The organism is Wolbachia endosymbiont (group A) of Opomyza germinationis (assembly GCF_964264765.1).
GTDB lineage: Bacteria > Pseudomonadota > Alphaproteobacteria > Rickettsiales > Anaplasmataceae > Wolbachia > Wolbachia pipientis.
Genome location: NZ_OZ183482.1, coordinates 1 through 18,953 on the forward strand (window position 1 = coordinate 1; position 18,953 = coordinate 18,953).

Annotated in this window: 12 protein-coding genes, 1 tRNA gene and 2 pseudogenes; 10 read left to right on the plus strand and 5 right to left on the minus strand. The window is 34.4% G+C overall.

Translation table 11 applies throughout. The features are described from left to right. Positions 1-42: 42 nt before the first annotated feature. Positions 43-993 (plus strand): annotated as a pseudogene (gene hemE, locus ACFEL3_RS00005) (uroporphyrinogen decarboxylase); the annotation flags it as partial. Between the two features lie 91 nt (positions 994-1,084). After that, positions 1,085-2,278 carry a pyridoxal phosphate-dependent aminotransferase gene (locus tag ACFEL3_RS00010; RefSeq protein WP_010082012.1) on the plus strand — a complete coding sequence of 398 codons (1,194 nt, stop codon included), beginning with the start codon at positions 1,085-1,087 and terminating at the stop codon, positions 2,276-2,278. 45 nt (positions 2,279-2,323) lie between these two features. Here the strand turns inward: ACFEL3_RS00010 and ACFEL3_RS00015 are convergent, their stop codons facing one another. Next, positions 2,324-2,812 carry a hypothetical protein gene (locus ACFEL3_RS00015; protein ID WP_006280043.1) on the minus strand — a complete coding sequence of 163 codons (489 nt, stop codon included), beginning with the start codon at positions 2,810-2,812 and terminating at the stop codon, positions 2,324-2,326. Positions 2,813-3,300: 488 nt separating this feature from the next. Here ACFEL3_RS00015 and ACFEL3_RS00020 point away from each other — a divergent pair. From ACFEL3_RS00020 to glyA, 4 genes and pseudogenes are all read left to right on the plus strand, one after another. After that, a pseudogene (locus ACFEL3_RS00020) lies at positions 3,301-4,514 on the plus strand (MFS transporter). 75 nt (positions 4,515-4,589) lie between these two features. Then, on the plus strand, positions 4,590-5,819 hold the full coding sequence (locus ACFEL3_RS00025; RefSeq protein ID WP_010962993.1) for an MFS transporter: 1,230 nt from the start codon (positions 4,590-4,592) through the stop codon (positions 5,817-5,819). A gap of 135 nt (positions 5,820-5,954) precedes the next feature. Next, positions 5,955-7,175: an MFS transporter gene (locus ACFEL3_RS00030; RefSeq protein WP_010081954.1), complete on the plus strand. Its 1,221-nt coding sequence runs from the start codon at positions 5,955-5,957 to the stop codon at positions 7,173-7,175. A 40-nt stretch (positions 7,176-7,215) separates the two neighbouring features. Further along, positions 7,216-8,493 (plus strand): serine hydroxymethyltransferase, encoded by a 1,278-nt coding sequence (glyA, locus tag ACFEL3_RS00035; RefSeq protein WP_010962995.1) that lies wholly within the window; start codon positions 7,216-7,218, stop codon positions 8,491-8,493. 1,079 nt (positions 8,494-9,572) lie between these two features. On the opposite strand, the gene ACFEL3_RS00040 is transcribed toward glyA, so the two are convergent. The 3 genes from ACFEL3_RS00040 to ACFEL3_RS00050 form a co-directional block, all read right to left on the minus strand. Then, positions 9,573-11,150, minus strand: coding sequence for a collagen-like protein (locus tag ACFEL3_RS00040; RefSeq protein ID WP_375316759.1), 1,578 nt, complete (start codon positions 11,148-11,150; stop codon positions 9,573-9,575). Between the two features lie 513 nt (positions 11,151-11,663). Then, a complete protein-coding gene (locus ACFEL3_RS00045) occupies positions 11,664-11,819 on the minus strand; it encodes a hypothetical protein (RefSeq protein ID WP_155975178.1) in 156 nt (51 codons plus the stop codon). Between the two features lie 17 nt (positions 11,820-11,836). Continuing rightward, a complete protein-coding gene (locus ACFEL3_RS00050; RefSeq protein WP_264374274.1) occupies positions 11,837-15,223 on the minus strand; it encodes a peptidase M2 in 3,387 nt (1,128 codons plus the stop codon). A gap of 250 nt (positions 15,224-15,473) precedes the next feature. Between ACFEL3_RS00050 and ACFEL3_RS00055 the strand changes: the two genes are divergently transcribed. The 4 genes from ACFEL3_RS00055 (at position 15,474) to ACFEL3_RS00070 (ending at position 18,376) form a co-directional block, all read left to right on the plus strand. Then, positions 15,474-15,546: transfer RNA gene (locus ACFEL3_RS00055), tRNA-Val, on the plus strand. Between the two features lie 26 nt (positions 15,547-15,572). Next, positions 15,573-16,469 (plus strand): cation diffusion facilitator family transporter, encoded by an 897-nt coding sequence (locus ACFEL3_RS00060; RefSeq protein ID WP_006280506.1) that lies wholly within the window; start codon positions 15,573-15,575, stop codon positions 16,467-16,469. A 52-nt stretch (positions 16,470-16,521) separates the two neighbouring features. Next, positions 16,522-18,111 (plus strand): hypothetical protein, encoded by a 1,590-nt coding sequence (locus ACFEL3_RS00065; protein WP_264374273.1) that lies wholly within the window; start codon positions 16,522-16,524, stop codon positions 18,109-18,111. Next, positions 18,104-18,376 (plus strand): hypothetical protein, encoded by a 273-nt coding sequence (locus ACFEL3_RS00070; protein WP_375316760.1) that lies wholly within the window; start codon positions 18,104-18,106, stop codon positions 18,374-18,376. The genes ACFEL3_RS00065 and ACFEL3_RS00070 overlap by 8 nt, the downstream gene beginning before the upstream one ends. Here the strand turns inward: ACFEL3_RS00070 and plsY are convergent. Next, complete coding sequence (plsY, locus tag ACFEL3_RS00075) at positions 18,367-18,945, minus strand: glycerol-3-phosphate 1-O-acyltransferase PlsY (protein WP_010963004.1); 579 nt, start codon at positions 18,943-18,945, stop codon at positions 18,367-18,369. The two genes, ACFEL3_RS00070 and plsY, sit on opposite strands and share 10 nt — an antisense overlap. Positions 18,946-18,953 lie beyond the last annotated feature (8 nt).

The window sequence follows — 18,953 nt, forward strand, 5'->3', positions numbered from 1 at the left end:
TGGAAAGCGGCAAAACAACAATAGCGAAAATTATTAAGAGAAATGAGCCGGGTGGAAGAGTGCCTATCTGGCTAATGCGTCAGGCTGGCAGGTCTCTTCCTGAGTACCGCAAAGCAGTAGAAAATATGAATAATTTTATGGAGATATGCTACAACACAGATTTAGTGACAGAATTGACGTTACAGCCGGTGACAAGATTTGACATGGATGCGGCGATAATTTTTTCAGACATTTTAATAATAGCTGATGTTTTGGGTTGTGACGTGAATTTCGTACGCGGTGTAGGTCCAATAATAAAACCCGTGGAAAGTCCTAAGGAATTGAAGGGTCCACAAGAAATTGAAACTAAAACCTTACCAATTCTAAACGCTATAAAAAAAGTCAGAAGCCAATTACCAAAAGAAAAATCTCTCATAGGATTTGCTGGTGGACCATGGACAGTAGCCTCATACATCATAGAAGGTAGGAGCAGCAAAACTTTTTCCAAAGTATTAAATTTTTATCCTTCGTGTTTGAAGGAAATAATTGAACGAATAACGGAAGTAACGATTATTTATCTAATTAAACAGATAGAATTTGGAGCAGATGTTATTCAGCTATTTGACAGTAATGCTGGTGCGTTATCGGAACCATTGTTTAAAGAATATGTTATCGAACCAACAAAGAGAATTATCTTGGCAATAAAGGATAGATTTTCTGATTTTCCAATAATAGGTTTTCCAAGGTCTGCTGGAAATCTTTATAAAGATTACTGCGAACAAACAGGTGTATCTGCAGTAAGTATAGATTATAATGTTCCAATAAAATGGGCGAAAGCGAATCTAAACATCCCTCTACAAGGAAACCTTGATCCTAATCTTTTAGCCTATAATAAAACGGAAGCAATCAAAGAAGCAAAACGTATAATAGATTGCTTTAGAGATTTACCCTTCATATTTAATCTCGGACATGGAGTACTCCCTGATACTCCAGTTGAAAATATTGCTGCATTGGTAAACCTGGTAAAAAGCTACTAATACAATACACAAAATTCTAGCTTTTTTGTTGTACGGGGTTTATCATTTGAATTTAGCTTCAGTAAGATATGTCAGACCTTGCAAAAAGAATGTCCCTAATAAAACCATCACCTACGATTGCTGTAACTGATAAGGCAAATAAGTTGAAAAATGAAGGAAAAAAGATCTGTGTTTTAGCTGCAGGAGAACCGGATTTTGATACTCCAGATCATATAAAAAAAGCAGCTATTCAAGCAATAAGTGAAGGTAAGACTAAATATACTGCTGTTGATGGAACGCGTGAGCTGAAAGAAGCAATAATTAATAAGTTAAGAAAGGATAATAACCTCGAGTACACGCTTAACCAAATCTGTGTTGGTACAGGTGCTAAGCAGGTGTTATTCAATTTGTTCATGGCAACAATTAACTCTGGAGATGAAGTTATTATTCCAGCTCCTTATTGGGTTTCATATGTTGATATGGTAAGTCTTTTTGGCGGCTTGCCAGTTGTAGTAGAATGCAAACAAAATTTTAAACTGACAGCGGAATTATTGAAAAGCAGGATAACTAAAAAAACTAAATGGTTAATTCTTAACTCACCGAACAACCCTGCAGGAGCTGTGTACACATGTGATGAATTGAAAGACATAGCACAAATATTGCTTGAATATCCACATATGAATGTCGTTACAGATGATATTTATGAGCATATAATATACGACGAAAAGTTTTTTACTATCGCTCAGGTTGAGCCGAAGCTTTATGATAGAGTTTTTGTAGTCAATGGAGTATCAAAAGCCTATGCAATGACAGGCTGGAGAATAGGGTATATTGCAGGTAGAAGTGATGTGGTAAAAGCTATCTCTACGCTGCAGTCTCAAAGCACTTCTAATCCAAATTCGATAGCACAAGCAGCAGCAGCAGCAGCATTAAACGGTGATCATAGTTTTTTGAAAGAAAGAACAAGGATTTTTAAGAGTCGTAGAGATTTTATGGTGAAAGAGCTAAATTCTGCCCCGGGATTATCAGCGTCTGTTCCACAAGGTGCGTTTTATTTATTTGTCTCATGTGAAGGATTGCTCAGTAAAAGCACAAAAAGTGGTAAGATAATAAATAATGATTTAGATTTTACTGAATACTTACTGGGAGATCATTTGGTTGCTGTGGTTCCAGGAATTGCATTTGGTCTAGAAAATTTTATCAGAATTTCTTATGCAACCTCTCAGGAACAATTAGAAATTGGATGTGATAGTATTACTAAAGCGTGCCAGGAGTTAAAATGAAATAGACTATCCATAAGTTGTATATTTTGCCATACTTCGCCAAGGTTATTTTGAATGTTCTAACTTGTGTTTTTCTATGGAAGGCATTTTTATTGATTGAGCAAGTGTCTTTCTAATATTGAATTCCTCATTTTTTTCATTTTGTTGCAGTAAGTTAATGTTATTTATTTTATTTACTAAATCTTTCCCCTTTTCCAGAGTCTTTAAATCACTTTCGTTAATGTGATGTTCATTGTAAAATTCTGCAACAATTTCTTTTCTTTTCGGATAAGTATTTAAAAATTCCGACACCTGATGTTTAGCAACAGCTTGAATAAATTTCTTATTAAATCTTGAATCGTTATATAGATCTTCTAAATTTTCATCGTAGTGTTTTGCTTCATTTACAGCAAGCTTTATTATCTCTTCTATACCACTTAGAAGTTTCCTATACAATTTGTCGTATCTATTGCCTAGCACGTGTGTAGCGAATGTTTGTTCAATGTATTTTGTTATGTAATTTTGCAGCGTATTATCTATCGTGCTTATATTCATCAGCCTGCTTTAATATTATATTAACTATTTTACACATAAAAAGGTTAATATTGAATTAATAGAATACTTCTGAAGTCAAATTTTACTGAAAATTATGGTATTTAAGATATAATTGTCAGCATGAAATAAAAACATAAATAAAATGGATCTTGTAACAAAAGTGAAGCTCAAGATAAAGATGAATAAGGGTAAAATCATAAATATACTTATCATTTGTGGTGTAATTTTTTTCATATACCTTATTCATGAGCCAGTTGTAGATATGGTAGAAAAAATTATAAGTAAAATAAAAGGTCTCTTTTAAAAATAGAAAAAGTGAACTTTTTCCATCATCCAAACTTGAACCTGGAAAATTTAGTTAATGCATAAACTACTTATGTTGGCTATGAGTTCAACTGTATAAAATTCCGGTAAATTAAAATAAGTATTCATAAAAATATTGTTTTCTATAAACAGAGTATCTATAATGCTAGCTTTGGGGTAAAGTATTGCAGAGGAATTTTTTAATCTGGTTGTTGGCGTCACTGTTTTATGCATACCAATATATATTACGCGTAATTCCAAATATTATAATTCCTGAATTGGTAGTAAGGTTTAATATAGGAACAACAGAAATAGGACAATTTTGTGGACTGTATTATGTAGGTTATGTGTTAGCACATATTCCTGTAGGTATTCTTTTAGATAGATTTGGTTCTAAAGTTGTTATACCGATTTGTATTGCATTAACATCTTTAGGTGCTTTACCTTTAGTCAGTTCTAATGATTGGAGTTATTCTATTATTGGAAGAATAATTACTGGTATTGGATCCTCTGCTTCAGTACTTGGACTCTTTAAAATAATAAGAATCTATTACCATAGAGAAAAATTTGCCATGATGTTCAGCATATCGGTTATTATTGGCATTTCAGGTGGTGTATTTGCCACCAAACCATTACATGTCTTACTTGATAAGTTTGGGTGGGATTATTTATTTACTGTGTGTATAATGCTTGGATTATTGCTTGCTTTAACTACCTTTATATCTATACCTAAAGTTGGCACCTCAGACGAAGAATTAAATATTAAAAATTTAAGCAAAGTTATATTTAATAAAGATATTTTATTGATAGGTTTGTTTGGCGGTTTTATGGTTGGACCATTAGAAGGCTTTGCAGATGCGTGGTCCGCAACATTCTTGCATGAGATTACGCTATAGATAGACACATTGCATATAGCATTTCAAAATGGATACTAATAGGCTTTGGCTTTGGGCATTTATTACTTCCTTACATATTAGCAAAAAATCCAACCAAGCACTATGAAATAATAATTTCTTGTGCTATGGCCATGATAATTGTGTTCTTATTACTTTTTATATGCAATATTAGTGAACTCCTGGCATGTATATTACTATTCATTATTGGTCTTGCTTCTGCATACCAAATTGTTTTTACTGCTAAAGTTGTAAGTTGTGTAAAAAACGAAGCAGTAGCAAGTGCAGGATCTGTAGGTAATTCCATAGTTATGAGTTTTGGTTATTTTTTTCACGTCATTATTGCAAATATAATGAATTTTTATTGGAACGGTGAAATTATCGATGGAAAGCCATTTTATGGAACTGATGTAATGGTTAAGTCTATGTTAATAATACCTATATGCCTACTAATAGGAATGATAGGCTTTTGGTTACTTAAAGTTATAAGCTGTAAAAAGAGCTAAGCAGATTTAGATGATTAATATAGTATTGTTTTTTATAACTAAAGTATCTATAATCCTAAATTTTAGCTGAGATTCATGTTGCAGAGGAATTTTTTAATCTGGTTGTTGACGTCACTGTTTTATGCATACCAATATATATTACGCGTAATTCCAAACATAATTGCGCCTGAATTAATAACAAAATTTAACATAAGTATTGCAGATGTTGGCCAGTTTGGTGGGTTATACTATGTAGGCTATACGCTAGCTCATATACCTATTGGTCTTTTCCTTGATAGATTTGGACCAAAGTTTGTTTTACCTGCTTGTACCGTTTTGACATTTACCGGAACACTACCGCTTATATGCTTTGATGAGTGGAGTTATTCAATAATTGGAAGAATAATTGTGGGAATTGGGTCATCCGCTTCGGCAATTGGAATCTTTAAAGTTGCAAGCATGTATTTTGCGCAAGAAAAATCAGCAAGAATGGCCAGCTTATCTATAATTATAGGAATTTTGGGAGGGATATGTGGCGGGTTACCTTTAGACTTCTTACTCGATAAATTTGGCTGGAATTATGTTATCTATACATTCTCAGCATTTGGGTGTTTACTTGCTCTGTTGCTGTTCTTAGTAACGCCTGAAAGCAATGCTCAACAGGAAAAAGTTAGCATTAGAGACTTAAAAAACATACTTTTCAACAAGCATATTATTCTAATTAGCTTTTTTGGTGGACTCATGGTCGGTCCAATGCAAGGTTTTGCCGATGGTTGGGTGAAAGCATTCTTTTTTGAAGTATATAAAATGAATGAAGACTTGGCATCTTCTCTCTCTTCCGTAATATTGATAGGAATGTTAACAGGATCATTCTCTTTGGCTTATTTATTGGAAAAATATAAAAATAAGCATTATGAAGTAATAATTGCATGCTCATTTGCAATGATCGCTAGTTTTCTTTTGCTTTTTACTCAGATTGGTGGCTTGTATGTTGTATTACCTACGCTTTTTATTATTGGCTTCACATCTGGATATCAGGTGGTTACCATTTACAAAGCGATAAGTTATGTAAATAATAACTTAGTAGGCCTGGCTACAGCTGTGTCAAACATGATAGTTATGGTTTTTGGCTATTTTTTTCACACTGGGATCGCAAAAATAGTAGATTTGTGTTGGGATAGAACAATAATACAAGGAAATCCTGTGTATGGTGCTGAATTGCTGATAAAAGCAACATCAGTTATTCCTGTATGTTTGCTGGTGGCTGTTTTTGGGCTCTTATGGTTAAAAAATAAAGATTTTAGAGAAGTTGATTGTAATAAGTAGATAATTTATCGAAGGCTCGTATGATAAAATCGTTAGATGTACTAATTTAAGGCTCTTGTTATTATGAAATATAATACTTTATTTTACTTTGATATTTTTGTTTTAATTGTAATTGGGTTTTATTAGGTGGTAGGTATGTCGAAAAGTAATTTTTTTGTATGGTTGATAGTATCTCTTTTCTATGCATACCAGTATGTGTTACGTGTCATGCCAAACATAATTGCGCCTGTATTAATAACAAAATTTAATATAAGCATTGCAGATTTAGGGCAATTTAATGGTCTCTACTATGTGGGATTTACACTAGTTCATATCCCTGTTGGTCTTTGTTTTGATAGATTCGGTCCAAAAATTGTTTTACCTATTTGTGCTGTCTTGGTATCTATTGGAACATTACCTCTTGTGTGCTTTGATGAGTGGTATTATTCAGTATTAGGTAGAATAATTGTTGGGATTGGCTCGTCTGCGTCAGTAATAGGAGTATTTAAAGTTGCCAGTATGTATTTTCCGCGAGAAAAATCAGCAAAAATGGCAAGCATATCTGTTATTATAGGGCTATTAGGGGCAATATATGGTGGTCTACCAATAGAACTTTTGCTTGATGAGTTTGGTTGGAATTACGTAATTTATATTCTTTCAGGGTTTGGTTTCTTACTCGCTTTATCTTTATTTTTAGTTATTCCTTACAATGCTTACGACTTTCGAAAAGAAAAAATTAGCATGAAGGATCTAAAAACTGTGCTTTTCAATAAATATATCATTCTAATTAGTTTTTTTGGTGGCTTAATGGTAGGTCCACTAGAAGGTTTTGCTGATGCTTGGACAAAAGCTTTTTTATGTGAGGTATATCAAATGGCCGGTGATCTAGCGTCTTCAATTTCTTCTGTTATATATGTAGGATTTGCAGCTGGATTGCTCTCTTTTGCTCACATATTAGAAAAATATCCAAATAGACATTATGAAGTTATTATTGTCTGTTCCTTTGCAATGATTGCTAGTTTCCTTTTACTTTTTACACAGGCTGGCGGATTGTATATTGTATTGCCTGCACTTCTTGTTATAGGTTTCGCTTCTGGATATCAAATAGTAACACTGTACAAAGCATTAAGTTATGTAAATAATAACTTAATAGGATTAACTACAGCTGTGTCAAATATGATAGTCATGGTTTTTGGCTATTTTTTTCACACTGGGATCGCAAAAATAATAGATTTGTGTTGGGATAGGACAGTGATACAAGGAAATCCTGTGTATAGTGCTGAATTGCTGATAAAAGCAACATCTATTATTCCTGTATGTTTGCTGATAGCTGTTTTTGGGCTCTTATGGTTAAAAAAGCAGGATAAGCAGTCTTAAAATTGCTTGTGCATCTTAAAATTAAAGCGAGGTTTGATCTATGATGAGTGTTTTAAAAAAAATCTGTGGCTCTAAAAATAGTTTAAAGTCTTTTGATAACGAGGTTTATCAGTCTATAGAAAAAGAATTACAACGCCAAAAATCACAATTGCAATTAATTGCATCAGAAAATTTTGCAAGCAAAGCGGTAATGGAGGCACAAGGCTCTTTTCTGACTAATAAATACGCAGAAGGTTATCCAGGTAAAAGATATTACTGTGGTTGTGAGCATGTGGACAAAATTGAAAGTCTGGCTATAGAAAGACTTTGTAAGTTGTTTGGTGTTAAATTTGCAAACGTTCAACCTCATTCTGGTTCTCAGGCAAACCAGGCGGTATTTGCTTCACTGCTTACTCCAGGCGATACAATACTTGGATTATCACTGAGTTGCGGTGGGCATCTAACTCATGGTGCGGCACCAAGCCTTTCTGGTAAATGGTTTAAGTCAATTCAATATACAGTGAATAAAGACACTTATCTGCTCAATATGGATGAGATAGAAAAGCTGGCGCTGGAGCATAAACCGAAATTGATCATAGCTGGTGCTTCTGCTTATCCAAGAAAAATGGACTTCAAACGCTTTCGCGAGATTGCAGATAAAGTTGGTGCTTATTTGCTTGCAGACATTGCTCACTATGCAGGGCTTATTGCAGCGGGCGAATATCCATCCCCTGCTGAATATGCACATGTTATGACTTCCACGACTCACAAAACTTTGCGTGGTCCTCGTGGTGGAATAGTGATGACCAATGATGAAGCATTACACAAAAAAATTCAATCCGCAGTTTTTCCAGGATTGCAGGGCGGGCCACTTATGCATGTGATAGCTGCAAAAGCTGTTGCATTTAAAGAAGCATTAGCACCAGAGTTTAAGACTTATAGCAAGAAAGTCGTGGAAAATGCGAAAGTGCTGGCTCAAGAATTGCAAAAGCATGGACTTGACATTATAACCGGTGGCACTGACTCTCATATAGTGCTAGTTGACTTAAGATCGCAGAAATTAACTGGAAAAGACGTTGTAGATAGCCTTGAGAGAGCCGGTATTACCTGTAATAAAAACTCTGTACCATTTGATACAGCAAAGCCGACCATCACTTCAGGGCTCCGTTTTGGCACCGCTGCTGAGACAACACGCGGACTTGAGGCAGAAAATTTTAAAGAGATAGCTGGTCTAATAAATGAAGTAATTCAAGGATTAATCAGCGGAAATAGCTCAAGTGTCGAAAAAGCAGTAAAAGCTAAAGTTGAAAGGATTTGTAGTAATTTTCCTATTTATTAATTTATGTGGTGTCATCCAAGTAGCTGGTAGAAACGAAAAAACTTACTTGACACCCTTCGCCAGCCCTCTTATCATGAAACTAAAGGTATTCATTTATCTTCAATCTGTGCAGATTAAACGACAACAGTATTACGTAATTGGCGTCTTATTTTTAATTTTTTGCACTATGCGCACCCTACGTCTTCACAACATTTCTGGGTTTTTACCTATATAAGCTGAAACGCGCTTATAAAGCGTTTAAGACAGTATAGCACGCCAATTTGCAGGATTAGAGAATGACAACTAGCTAATACGGGATTTCTTTTGCCTTTTTTTCTGCTTAGTAAATTTCTTAAACATTTAAACTAAGATGAGTTGCATTTAAAAGCAGCTAAATTGCAGTGTTTAAGACTTAAAAAACGCCAATACTGAAAATAGACAATGACTGGGGCTTCTTTTGCCTTTTTTTCGTTTGGTAAATTTCTTAATGTTTGTAGCTAACATGAACAAACATTTGAGAGTAACTTCTGCTAGTAGGGTGTCATCCCAGTGCCCAGACACTGGGATCCAGGAATTTTATTAAGTTAGTAAGCATAAAAGTAGCCGTTTTATGTTAAAATACAACATTTTAATGATTATGAAAAGGCTGGATTCCAGCGGGCTTTGTTGCATCGCTAGCTATGATGGATTAAAGATAAAAAAGATGGAGAATATCAGTAGCTTATTATTCTGGTATTTATAATAAGAACGGTCAGTGAATACCTAAATTTGAGTAAAAGAAATTTCACTACCACTCACTAATCTGGCTAAAATTCAAGAATTTCAATGCTTTAGCTATTTTCAATAGAATTAAATTTATTAATATAAATAATAAATTACTATTCTTAAATTTGATCAGATTGATTGCAAAAAAACAAGATTTTCAATAGGTTGCTTATAATTCTAACTATAGTTAGCCTTTCATAAGTAGCGATGCAACAAAGCCATTCCAGCGTCACGCGCTGGAATGACATTGTAGGGTGTTATCCGAGTCCTTTTTCCGTCATCAGAGGACCATATGACGTCATCCAAGTAGCGTGACTACTTGGATCTAAGCTGTATTACCAAGTCCAATTAAGTGCAGCATCATCACTTGTTGGAGGCTCAAAATACGGTTGTGACATTTCCTCTTGCACAGCTCTTTTAAATTCTGGACTTTGTATGCTTATCTTTGTTACATGCTCTTGTAAGGCTTTCTCAGTAGCTATTTCAGCAGCTGTTGGACTTTTACCATCTGCTCCTGTCTCCCCTGTCTCCCCTGTCTCCCCTTGTGGGCCTTGAGCTCCATCTTTACCATCTGCTCCTTTAGGACCAGTGGCTCCTGTCTCCCCTTTTAGCCCTTTACCTCCTAAGAACACCTTTGCTGTTTGATCATTTTTGTCACCATACGCTGTGTCAGTAGCATCAAGAAATCCTCCTAATTTATCCACTAAAATTGATTTGTCGCCGTCTTTTGCATCAAATATAGCATTCACGACATCTTTCGCTGCAGCTTTTGTTTTAAGCTCTGTAGCTTTAACAAAAGCAGTCTCTGCAGCAGTTTTAGTGTAAACTTCATCGGCTGGAGCAGCTTTAATATATACCTTATTTGTAAAATCAGGAGAAGCAGTTATAGCATCCACAACAGGCTGTTTTACTACTTCTGTTTTTAGCGTATCTGTAAGTCCTAAAGTTTTAACAAATGCATCATCAACACCTTTTTTGGTATAGATACCATTATCATCAGCACCTTTTGCTAATTCTGGTATTAAAGCATCCACAACAGCTTTTTCTGCAACTTTTGTTCCAAGATCTGCAGTTTTAAGAAACGTGTCATCAACACCTTTTTTAGTATAGATACCATTATCATCATCACCTTTTGCTAATTCTGGTATTAAAGCATCCACAACAGGCTGTTTTACTACTTCTGTTTTTAGCGTATCTGTAAGTCCTAAAGTTTTAACAAATGCATCATCAACACCTTTTTTGGTATAGATACCTTTATCATCAGCACCTTTTGCTAATTCTGGTATTAAAGCATCCACAACAGCTTTTTCTGCAACTTTTGTTCCAAGATCTGCAGTTTTAAGAAACGTGTCATCAACACCTTTTTTAGTATAGATACCATTATCATCAGCACCTTTTGCTAATTCTGGTATTAAAGCATCCACAACAGCTTTTTTTGCAACTTTTGTTGCAAGATCTGCAGTTTTAACAAACGCAGTATCTGCATCATTTTTAGTGTATACTTTATCGGTAAAATCAGTAGAAGCAATTATAGCATCCACGACATCTTTCGCTGCAGCTTTTGTTTTAAGCTCTGTAGCTTTGACAAAAGCAGTGTCTGCATCAGTTTTAGTGTAAACATCTGCAGTATTAGCTTTGTTGGCTAGATCAGCTGCACCAGCTTTCTCTCCTAGCTCAGCATCGACGTAATTCTTGTCAGCTTTTTTTGCCAACTCATCATTTACATTTCTTTTAGTGTAAACATCTGCAGTATTAGCTTTCTTTCTCAACTCATCATCCACACCTTTTTTAGTATATATACCTTTATCATTAGCACCTTTATTGAGTTCCACTATCAATTTTCCTAAAAAATTTTTGTTAGTTGCAAGGTTTTCTATTGTATCTATTGTACTCAATTTTTCACTCAACGCCATATCACCCTCCATTAATTACAAAAACCATAGCATGCATGAAAATAGTATAATTTTCGTTAATGTTAGATTTTACATAAGATTTCCTTGAAACTTGTTGTTTCAGAATTCTTCTCTTGTCATTCAAGTGTGTAGCAGATGATGTCATTCCAGTCTGGAATCCAGCCTTTATTATGCAGCCACTTATTTAAAGTTAAGTTTTCTGGATCCCAGTGGGCTTTGTTGCATCGCTAGCTATGATGGATTAAAGATAAAAAAGGTGGAGAATATCAGTAGCTTATTATTCTGGTATTTATAACAAGAACGGTCAGTGAATACCTAAATTTGAGTAAAAGAAATTTCACTACCACTCACTAATCCGGCTAAAATTCAAGAATTTCAATGCTTTAGCTATTTTCAATAGAATTAAATTTATTAATATAAATAATAAATTACTATTCTTAAATTTGATCAGATTGATTGCAAAAAAACAAGATTTTCAATAGGTTGCTTATAATCCTAATTATAGTTAGCCTTTCATAAGTAGCGATGCAACAAAGCCATCCCAGTGTCTGGGCACTGGGATGACACCGAAGGGGCTACTCGGATGACAAACCCTGTCATTCCATGGCGTGACGCTGGTTTCCATCCAAGACGGCAGTGCTTGACACTGGAATGACAAGAAGAGGGCACTGCCCTCCTTGTATGTATTAGATATAGGCCGAGTTGTGGTCGTGATAAATGTGATCGCTTGCGCAATCGAACATTTTCACAAAACCATTCTCTAGATAAAGATTATATTCGTGATGTTGATCTGATAATACAATATTATCTTGCTCCCCTGAATTGAAATGACTTGAATCTGACAGCAATTCGTAATTTGGATTATCTATTTTACTAATGCTGTTTATTACTTTGCCATTACCACTTGATATAGCTAAACTATAACTATCACCATCCTTCATTATCTTGATGGACACCTTATCTTCAGGTAACACTATAAGCTTCTTTGTGCCACTATCGTGGATTACGAATTTGCCTTTTTCAAAATAGTATTTGTCTTCCGGCAAAGCACCAACCTTATAATCTGATGTGTGCAGTTTGTTCCAAAAATCTAACACAGATTGCTTTTCTGCTCCTTCCGCTCTATCATACAAGGCTTTCACATCATTATAATTTATCGTTACATTTGCCTTATGCTTCCCTTCTGAGTCCTGCTCGTAGCTCTTTTCTATTTTGAGAATTGTGTCTTTTAATACTACCTGTTCTTGCTCTTTCTCCTCCACTGAAGCTGACCTTTTTGCCCTTGTTGGAATTTGTGGCTGATCAGACTGCATTTCACTATTGTCGTTTGATGCAGTTTTCTCTTCAGCAGCTTGTGCAACAACATTAGTAGTACTATGAACTTCTGTCTTAGTTTCACTTACTTGCCCTTTTGGACTTTCGGTTTGTTTCTCTTTTGTAAATATTCTCTGATAGTCCGTGTAGCCTCTATTAGTATCACCGATATCGCCACTGCCTTGATCAAAAGTTATTTTTTTACTTCCATTTCCCATATCTTCAATTTCAACTTGAGGAGAAACAGATGCTAGGAAATCGTTATAACTGTAGTTGTAGTCAGCAGAAAAGAATATTTTCCCTTTGAAATTGTGAAAGTTATTAGACAACATTCCAATTTCTTCATCACCATCAAACAATTTTACTTTAGTGAAATATGTTTGATCTTTTATTCTAACTATTTCACCGCTGGAGTTTCTTTGTATGTGATAATCATTTGGGTCGTACTTTATAGCAAAAAGTTTGCCAGAGCCATATTTCTCTAAGTTTATAAGGCCCACATTTACATGTTTATGGGAATAATCTCTCTTTTCATATTCATGTGCAAATATTGGATCTATATATCTATATTCGTCTGATATATTTGGCATACCTACTGGATGTTCATTCCCATCTTTCGTCACCGGAACAAGCTTATATGCTCCATCTTTTTCCACTAATTTTAGGTGAGTAATACTTTGTGGTAGTTGAAACCTTACGTTTGCTCCATGGTCATGAATAAATAGATCACCTTTCTCGGTAATATAAAAGCCCATATTTTTAAATTCATGTAAGCGCTCGTCTCCTTGCTTTACGACAGCTTCATATACATCATCGTCTGTCCTATCTGTTCCCTTATTATCCAGTAATTTTCCTTTTTCCACGATTACTCCATTTGCCTTTTGCTCATCAGAATATTGTGCATGTTCTGAATCCTGATGATTCAAAATTTTGGTACCTCTAAGAAGCAGAGAATCTAAATCTTTTTGGATGTGTCCAGTGCTAGGATGCAACAATTCATTTTCATGTAAATGCGCTTCATCAAAGTATTCATCGCGTTCAACTGTTCTGCCATCTATTAGGGAAGCTTTATAATGACCATTTTCTTTTGTAACTGCCATGTAAGCACCGCCTTCGTATGAAACATTTAAGTTGTGCAATATATCCTCAAAAACGAAAGTTTCTTTAGTTTGGCCTTCAACTTGCTTAAAAAATCCTGATTCGCTCAATAATTCTCCAAGCTTTGTATTTCCGTCATATATAGACAGTGCACCCATATCTCCTTGACCATGAGCTTGCATAGAAAAAATCTTACCTTCTTGTAGATCAATATGATTTGTACCTCTTATCAAGTTTGAATCGATGTTGATCATCTCTCCTAACATCTTTTCTACGTCGATGTTCTTAGTCGCTTTTACTTGTTCTAAGCCAGTGTTTATGGTTTTATCAAGTAAGGTACTTTTTAATTCCTCATATTTGGAGGGAATTGAATAATATTTGTCTGAATACTCTTCGTAAGAAATCTTCCCTTCGCTATATTCTTTATTTATCTTGGGATATTCCATTTGCCTCTGCTCATCCAGATTTTTTAATGCATCATCATAAGCTTTCTTTAAATTTTCATCATACTTTGATAGCATTCTAAAAGCCTGATTTTTATACTCTAGACTGTTTCGGTACTCATTACCTTGTTGGTCAGAGTAAGTTAGTTTATCCTGTCCATCGGAAGTTTTTACTACCTTGAGGAAATGATATTCCTTTGATATATCAAGTGTATCATTTGTTGCCCTATTTATAGCACGAGCAACATCATAAAATGCAACGTGTTCTACAGGAGAAAAACTTCCAACGTTTTCTCCATCCATTTTTTCTATATTTGCTTTATAGTAGGATACGTTTTTAATTTCTCCACCCACTATTTCTTGACCAATTGCTATGAAATCTCCTTTTGTAACTTGCAAAGCGTTGAGATGTTCCATTGCAGTTTCTGTATCATTCTCAGCAAGCCAACTTTTGAAGTCAGTATCGTGTCCTTTTATGTCTTTCAAGAAACTTTTTGACTCATCTGAGTTACCTTGACGTAAAGCATCTAGGTAGTCTCTTAATAAACTAGGATCTTTTTCCTGTAAGTACATTATCAACGCATGACCTGTTTTATAAACCAAGCTATTTGCTTCGCTGTCCTTTGAGTATTCTAAACTTAAAATTTTATCTAAATCCAAATTTGCAGCTTCAGTTTTGTCGATACTTGATCCTTGAGAATTGAATTTATGATCTGAATGATGCTCAAAGTAGTCTGCAATTCCTTCCATTAATACTGTAGGTAAAGATTTGCCTCCTGTAGCCAAGTAAGTTAAACCATGTGCAAATTCATGCTGAAGGTTATGAATGCCACCTTGCTGGTAGACGTACATTTCAGCAAAAACGTCAGCTTTCCCTTTGTAGTAACATTTACCACCTTCGTCTCCAAGGTAAGAACCGAAACGCTCGCTTCCGCCAAGGTGAGTGTAATCATCCTTGTCATCAAACATGTAAATTTTAAATGTTTGTTCTGAACTGCCGCGTTCTAACTCGAATGCGTTTTTAAAATTAGTAGCTGTTTCTCTTATCTCACTTTCAATGTTAGCAACTTTACTTGCTCTTAAATTGTGGGAATAAACCTCTACTTTAATATTTAAATCTTCAACTTCTATAACATGTGGCGAATTAAACCCTTTGCCGTTATTGTTGAAATATTCTGCTTTAGTTATATTTTTATTTACTTGTTGACTAATTGTCATAATTTTAACCTCTAATTTGCTGATCTTTCAATATCAAGCATAAAGTAATTTCCCTAAAAAAAACGTAAATCCCTGTATTAATATAATTTATATCTTAATAAATAAAGTATAGATAGTTAACTTAATATGTAAAATTTAGAATATGGCTGAAATTCTATACAGCTATATTCCGGAATCACATTGGACAAGGACAAAAGCAAAGTGGTTTATTGACTTTCATTCCACCAAAGCACTATACTAAAACCACGATGGGTAATTAGCTCAGTTGGTAGAGCACTTGCTTGACGTGCAAGCGGTCGCTGGTTCGAACCCAGTGTTACCCACGTTTTTGTTTATGAAAAGATTTTATATGACAGCAGTGCATAACGGTAAACACTCAGCAGCGCAGTCCAAGCGCTTAATCTATTCCATAATAATAGTTGCGATAACAATGTTTATGGAAATAGTAGGTGGAATAATTTCACATTCGCTTGCTCTATTATCAGATGCAGGGCATATGCTCACTGACCTCTTTGCCTTGGTTTTAAGCTGGTTAGCACATAGGTTTTCAGCTAAGAAATCCGATTTGCAGAGATCATACGGATATCATCGGTTGCAGATAATTGCAGCATTTGTTAATGGTTTAACTCTATTCCTCATTGCAGTAATCATTATAATTGAGTCAATAAAGAGGTTTATTTTTCCAGTCAATGTTGAGTGGAAAGTAATGTTAATAATTGCTACACTCGGTCTTGTCTCTAACATAATAGTCTTTTTTATATTACATAGTAAATGCGAGAGCAATATAAACATAAAAAGTGCTGTACTACACGTTATAGGAGATATTTTAGGTTCTGTAGCTGCTATACTTGCATCTATAATTATCATGCTTACTGGATGGCAAATAGTAGATCCAATCTTATCAGTATTTGTTAGTGTGATAATTCTAAATAGCGGCTATAAAATTCTCAAAAATTCTTGCCATATACTCCTTGAAGGTACGCCTGAGGGTATATCTGCTGAAGAGATAAAAAGTAAGATCACATCAGAATTACCTGAAGTGATAGATGTGCACCACATACATACATGGTCGCTGTCTGATAATTATTTTATAATTACCATGCATGCTAAAATAAAGCAAAATGTGCAGCACACCAATGTTTTATATGAAATAAAAAAAATATTGCTAGATAAGTTCGAGATAGCACACTCTACAGTCGAGATCGAATACGATGAGTGTGCGGATAATAAGATACTTAAACATTGACGTTTTAAATTATTATGCTATTACTAGAGTGTAATGATGTTGAAGGTAAGCTATGATAGGTATTTCTCAAATACAATTTCCTTCAAAGGATTCTAGTAAGCTAAAATTTGTTAGCTACTTTGGAGCTTTTGTCTCGTTAAGCATTATCACTAATCCTGTTAATGTTCTTTTTTCTCTTGGTACTATGTTCTTCAGGTCTGAAATTAAAACTCTTTATATCTACAAAGAAATAAAAACGGCAAAACAGCAAAAAATGAGCAAAAGGGAATATTGGGAAATATTTTTTAAAAACAATACAATCAAGGTAGCAGCCTTCCTCTTGTTTTCTGCTTTCATAACATATCTAACTTTCACTACCACTTTCTTGCTTATTTCGTTACTGGGAACTATACCACTTACAATGCTATTAATTTTATTGCAGAGTGAACTAAGGCCAAAAGATTTTAACCCATTTACGCTGCTTAAAGCTTCTATAAATTTCTTTTTGGAAGGTATAAAAGAGAATTTACGTGGTATGGTTAATAGTTTTGATGTTAAGCTTGAACATTTACTGCCCCATCAATTAAATGATGATATCATTAAAAATATTGATAAATTAAAAGGTAAGTATAGTGAACAAGTACCTGAAGACGTAATCAAAAATGATGAATATATTCAATTCATTGGATATATAAACAATTCATATGAGTTTAGTGATGAGGATAAAGGAAGAGTAATTGCATTTTTAGATGACTTTTGCAAAGATGATCAAAAGCATAGCTCCGGCTTTACAGGTGGGCAGGTTCTGCTTTTAGTTTTAAGGGCTTGCAATGATGGAGACGGAGAAGCCGTTAAGAGTAAAAAGGATGCATTGATTTCTAATTTAATTGATAGCCAAACTTTCTCTAGAAAAGAGCGAATTCCTAACACTTGCTTCACCGGTATTATCTATAGAATGTTAAGCACGCTAGAGGGTATTCATCCTGATCCAGAAATTAGATTTACTCCCCCAAGGGAAATGTTGCTCTCAGAAGCACAAAATAAAGCACGTGAGTTTATGTTAGACAGGTTAAAAAACAAGAAAAACAATAAAGAAATTCTTAAGGCTTGGTATGACGTTCAAAATGGTTATGAAGACGATGAAAGTCAAAAAATAGTTGATGATTTTATTTCAGAAGTAAGTATTCCTTTAATGAGAAAATTATTGAGTATTACTTCTCAATATAGTGAACAAATTGTGCTGACGTTAATGAAAAATATTAGCTCTATAAAGTTAAATAAATTACAATGTTGTGAGCTGGTTCAGCACATGAGAAATAAACTGCAGGAGCATGATTTAGATGACCAAGAAAGTTTACTCGAAAACATCGGAAAAAAAGTATTCTTAGAGCTATTAAATCGAGATCTACTCGAGACAGATTTTTCTCTCAAGGATTCATCTTTGGATGGAGCTAAGAGAATAGCTAATAAGATAATAGAAGAAGAAGTAGCAGAATTTAAATTAAAGGCTGAGAAGACTATTGAAGGTCAGATAATTAGCATGTTAGATGGGTTAAGAATGCTCCCAAGAGAAAAAAGATGTTATAGGGTATATGTAGAACTCAGTAAAAATAACGAAAATTTTGCAAGAAAGGTTAAAAGTAACAAAAGCAGCAATGGATGAAATGTTAAAAAAAGGAGCTTCACATAAGCTAGAGTTAGAAATTGAAAGTGTATATGAAGGAAATAAAGATCACGTTACTCAACTTTATGAAAAAATAAGAGAAACAAAAAAGGAATTCATTGAAGATGGTCTTTTAACACCTCAAGAAGTAGAGAATATAACAAAAGCAAAAATCATAGACTTAAACAAAGAGGACAAAATCATACCGTCAAGCAATTTGTCTCGTAGTTTAAGTGTCAATAATTTGGCAGTAGATTATCTATAAAATTTATACTCTTTACCTTGCAGAAGATTCACAATATTTCTGTGGTGTTTTAGGAAGACCAGTGCTCCTATAATTAGTAATGTTAAGAACAAATTCCTCTGAAAAAAAAAGGACCATGCTACAGCCGTTGAAGTAGCACTGAGTGAAGCAAGGGAAGAGTATCTAAAGGCAAGAAAGACTATTATCCAAATTATTACGAATACTAAAGTAATATCGATGTTAAATGCTATCAGTATCCCTAGAGTGGTTGCAACGCCCTTTCCTCCACTGAATTTTAGCCAAATAGGAAACATGTGTCCTAAAACTGCTAAAATTGCAGATACATATATATAAAAATCGTTATTATCACAAAATTGTTGTGCTATATAAACGGCAATAAATCCCTTAAAGGAATCCAGAAATAATGCCAAAGCAGCAAGAAATTTATTTCCCGTCCTTGCAACGTTTGTAGCACCAATGTTTCCTGAACCTACTTCTCTTAAGTTTATCCCTTTTATTCTTGTAATGATTAAGCTAAACGGTATTGAACCGAGTATGTAGGACAGTATAAGGACTACATACTTTTCCATTATACCAA

What these genes read in the sequence shown, in the direction of transcription:
- ACFEL3_RS00070 (WP_375316760.1), top strand. Translation starts at nt 18,104, where the DNA reads ATGGATGAAATGTTAAAAAAAGGAGCTTCACATAAGCTAGAGTTAGAA.
- ACFEL3_RS00010 (WP_010082012.1), top strand. Translation starts at nt 1,085, where the DNA reads ATGTCAGACCTTGCAAAAAGAATGTCCCTAATAAAACCATCACCTACG.
- ACFEL3_RS00065 (WP_264374273.1), top strand. Translation starts at nt 16,522, where the DNA reads ATGATAGGTATTTCTCAAATACAATTTCCTTCAAAGGATTCTAGTAAG.
- ACFEL3_RS00030 (WP_010081954.1), top strand. Translation starts at nt 5,955, where the DNA reads ATGTCGAAAAGTAATTTTTTTGTATGGTTGATAGTATCTCTTTTCTAT.
- ACFEL3_RS00060 (WP_006280506.1), top strand. Translation starts at nt 15,573, where the DNA reads ATGACAGCAGTGCATAACGGTAAACACTCAGCAGCGCAGTCCAAGCGC.
- ACFEL3_RS00040 (WP_375316759.1), bottom strand. Translation starts at nt 11,150, where the DNA reads ATGGCGTTGAGTGAAAAATTGAGTACAATAGATACAATAGAAAACCTT.
- plsY (WP_010963004.1), bottom strand. Translation starts at nt 18,945, where the DNA reads ATGGAAAAGTATGTAGTCCTTATACTGTCCTACATACTCGGTTCAATA.
- ACFEL3_RS00015 (WP_006280043.1), bottom strand. Translation starts at nt 2,812, where the DNA reads ATGAATATAAGCACGATAGATAATACGCTGCAAAATTACATAACAAAA.
- ACFEL3_RS00050 (WP_264374274.1), bottom strand. Translation starts at nt 15,223, where the DNA reads ATGACAATTAGTCAACAAGTAAATAAAAATATAACTAAAGCAGAATAT.
- glyA (WP_010962995.1), top strand. Translation starts at nt 7,216, where the DNA reads ATGATGAGTGTTTTAAAAAAAATCTGTGGCTCTAAAAATAGTTTAAAG.
- ACFEL3_RS00025 (WP_010962993.1), top strand. Translation starts at nt 4,590, where the DNA reads ATGTTGCAGAGGAATTTTTTAATCTGGTTGTTGACGTCACTGTTTTAT.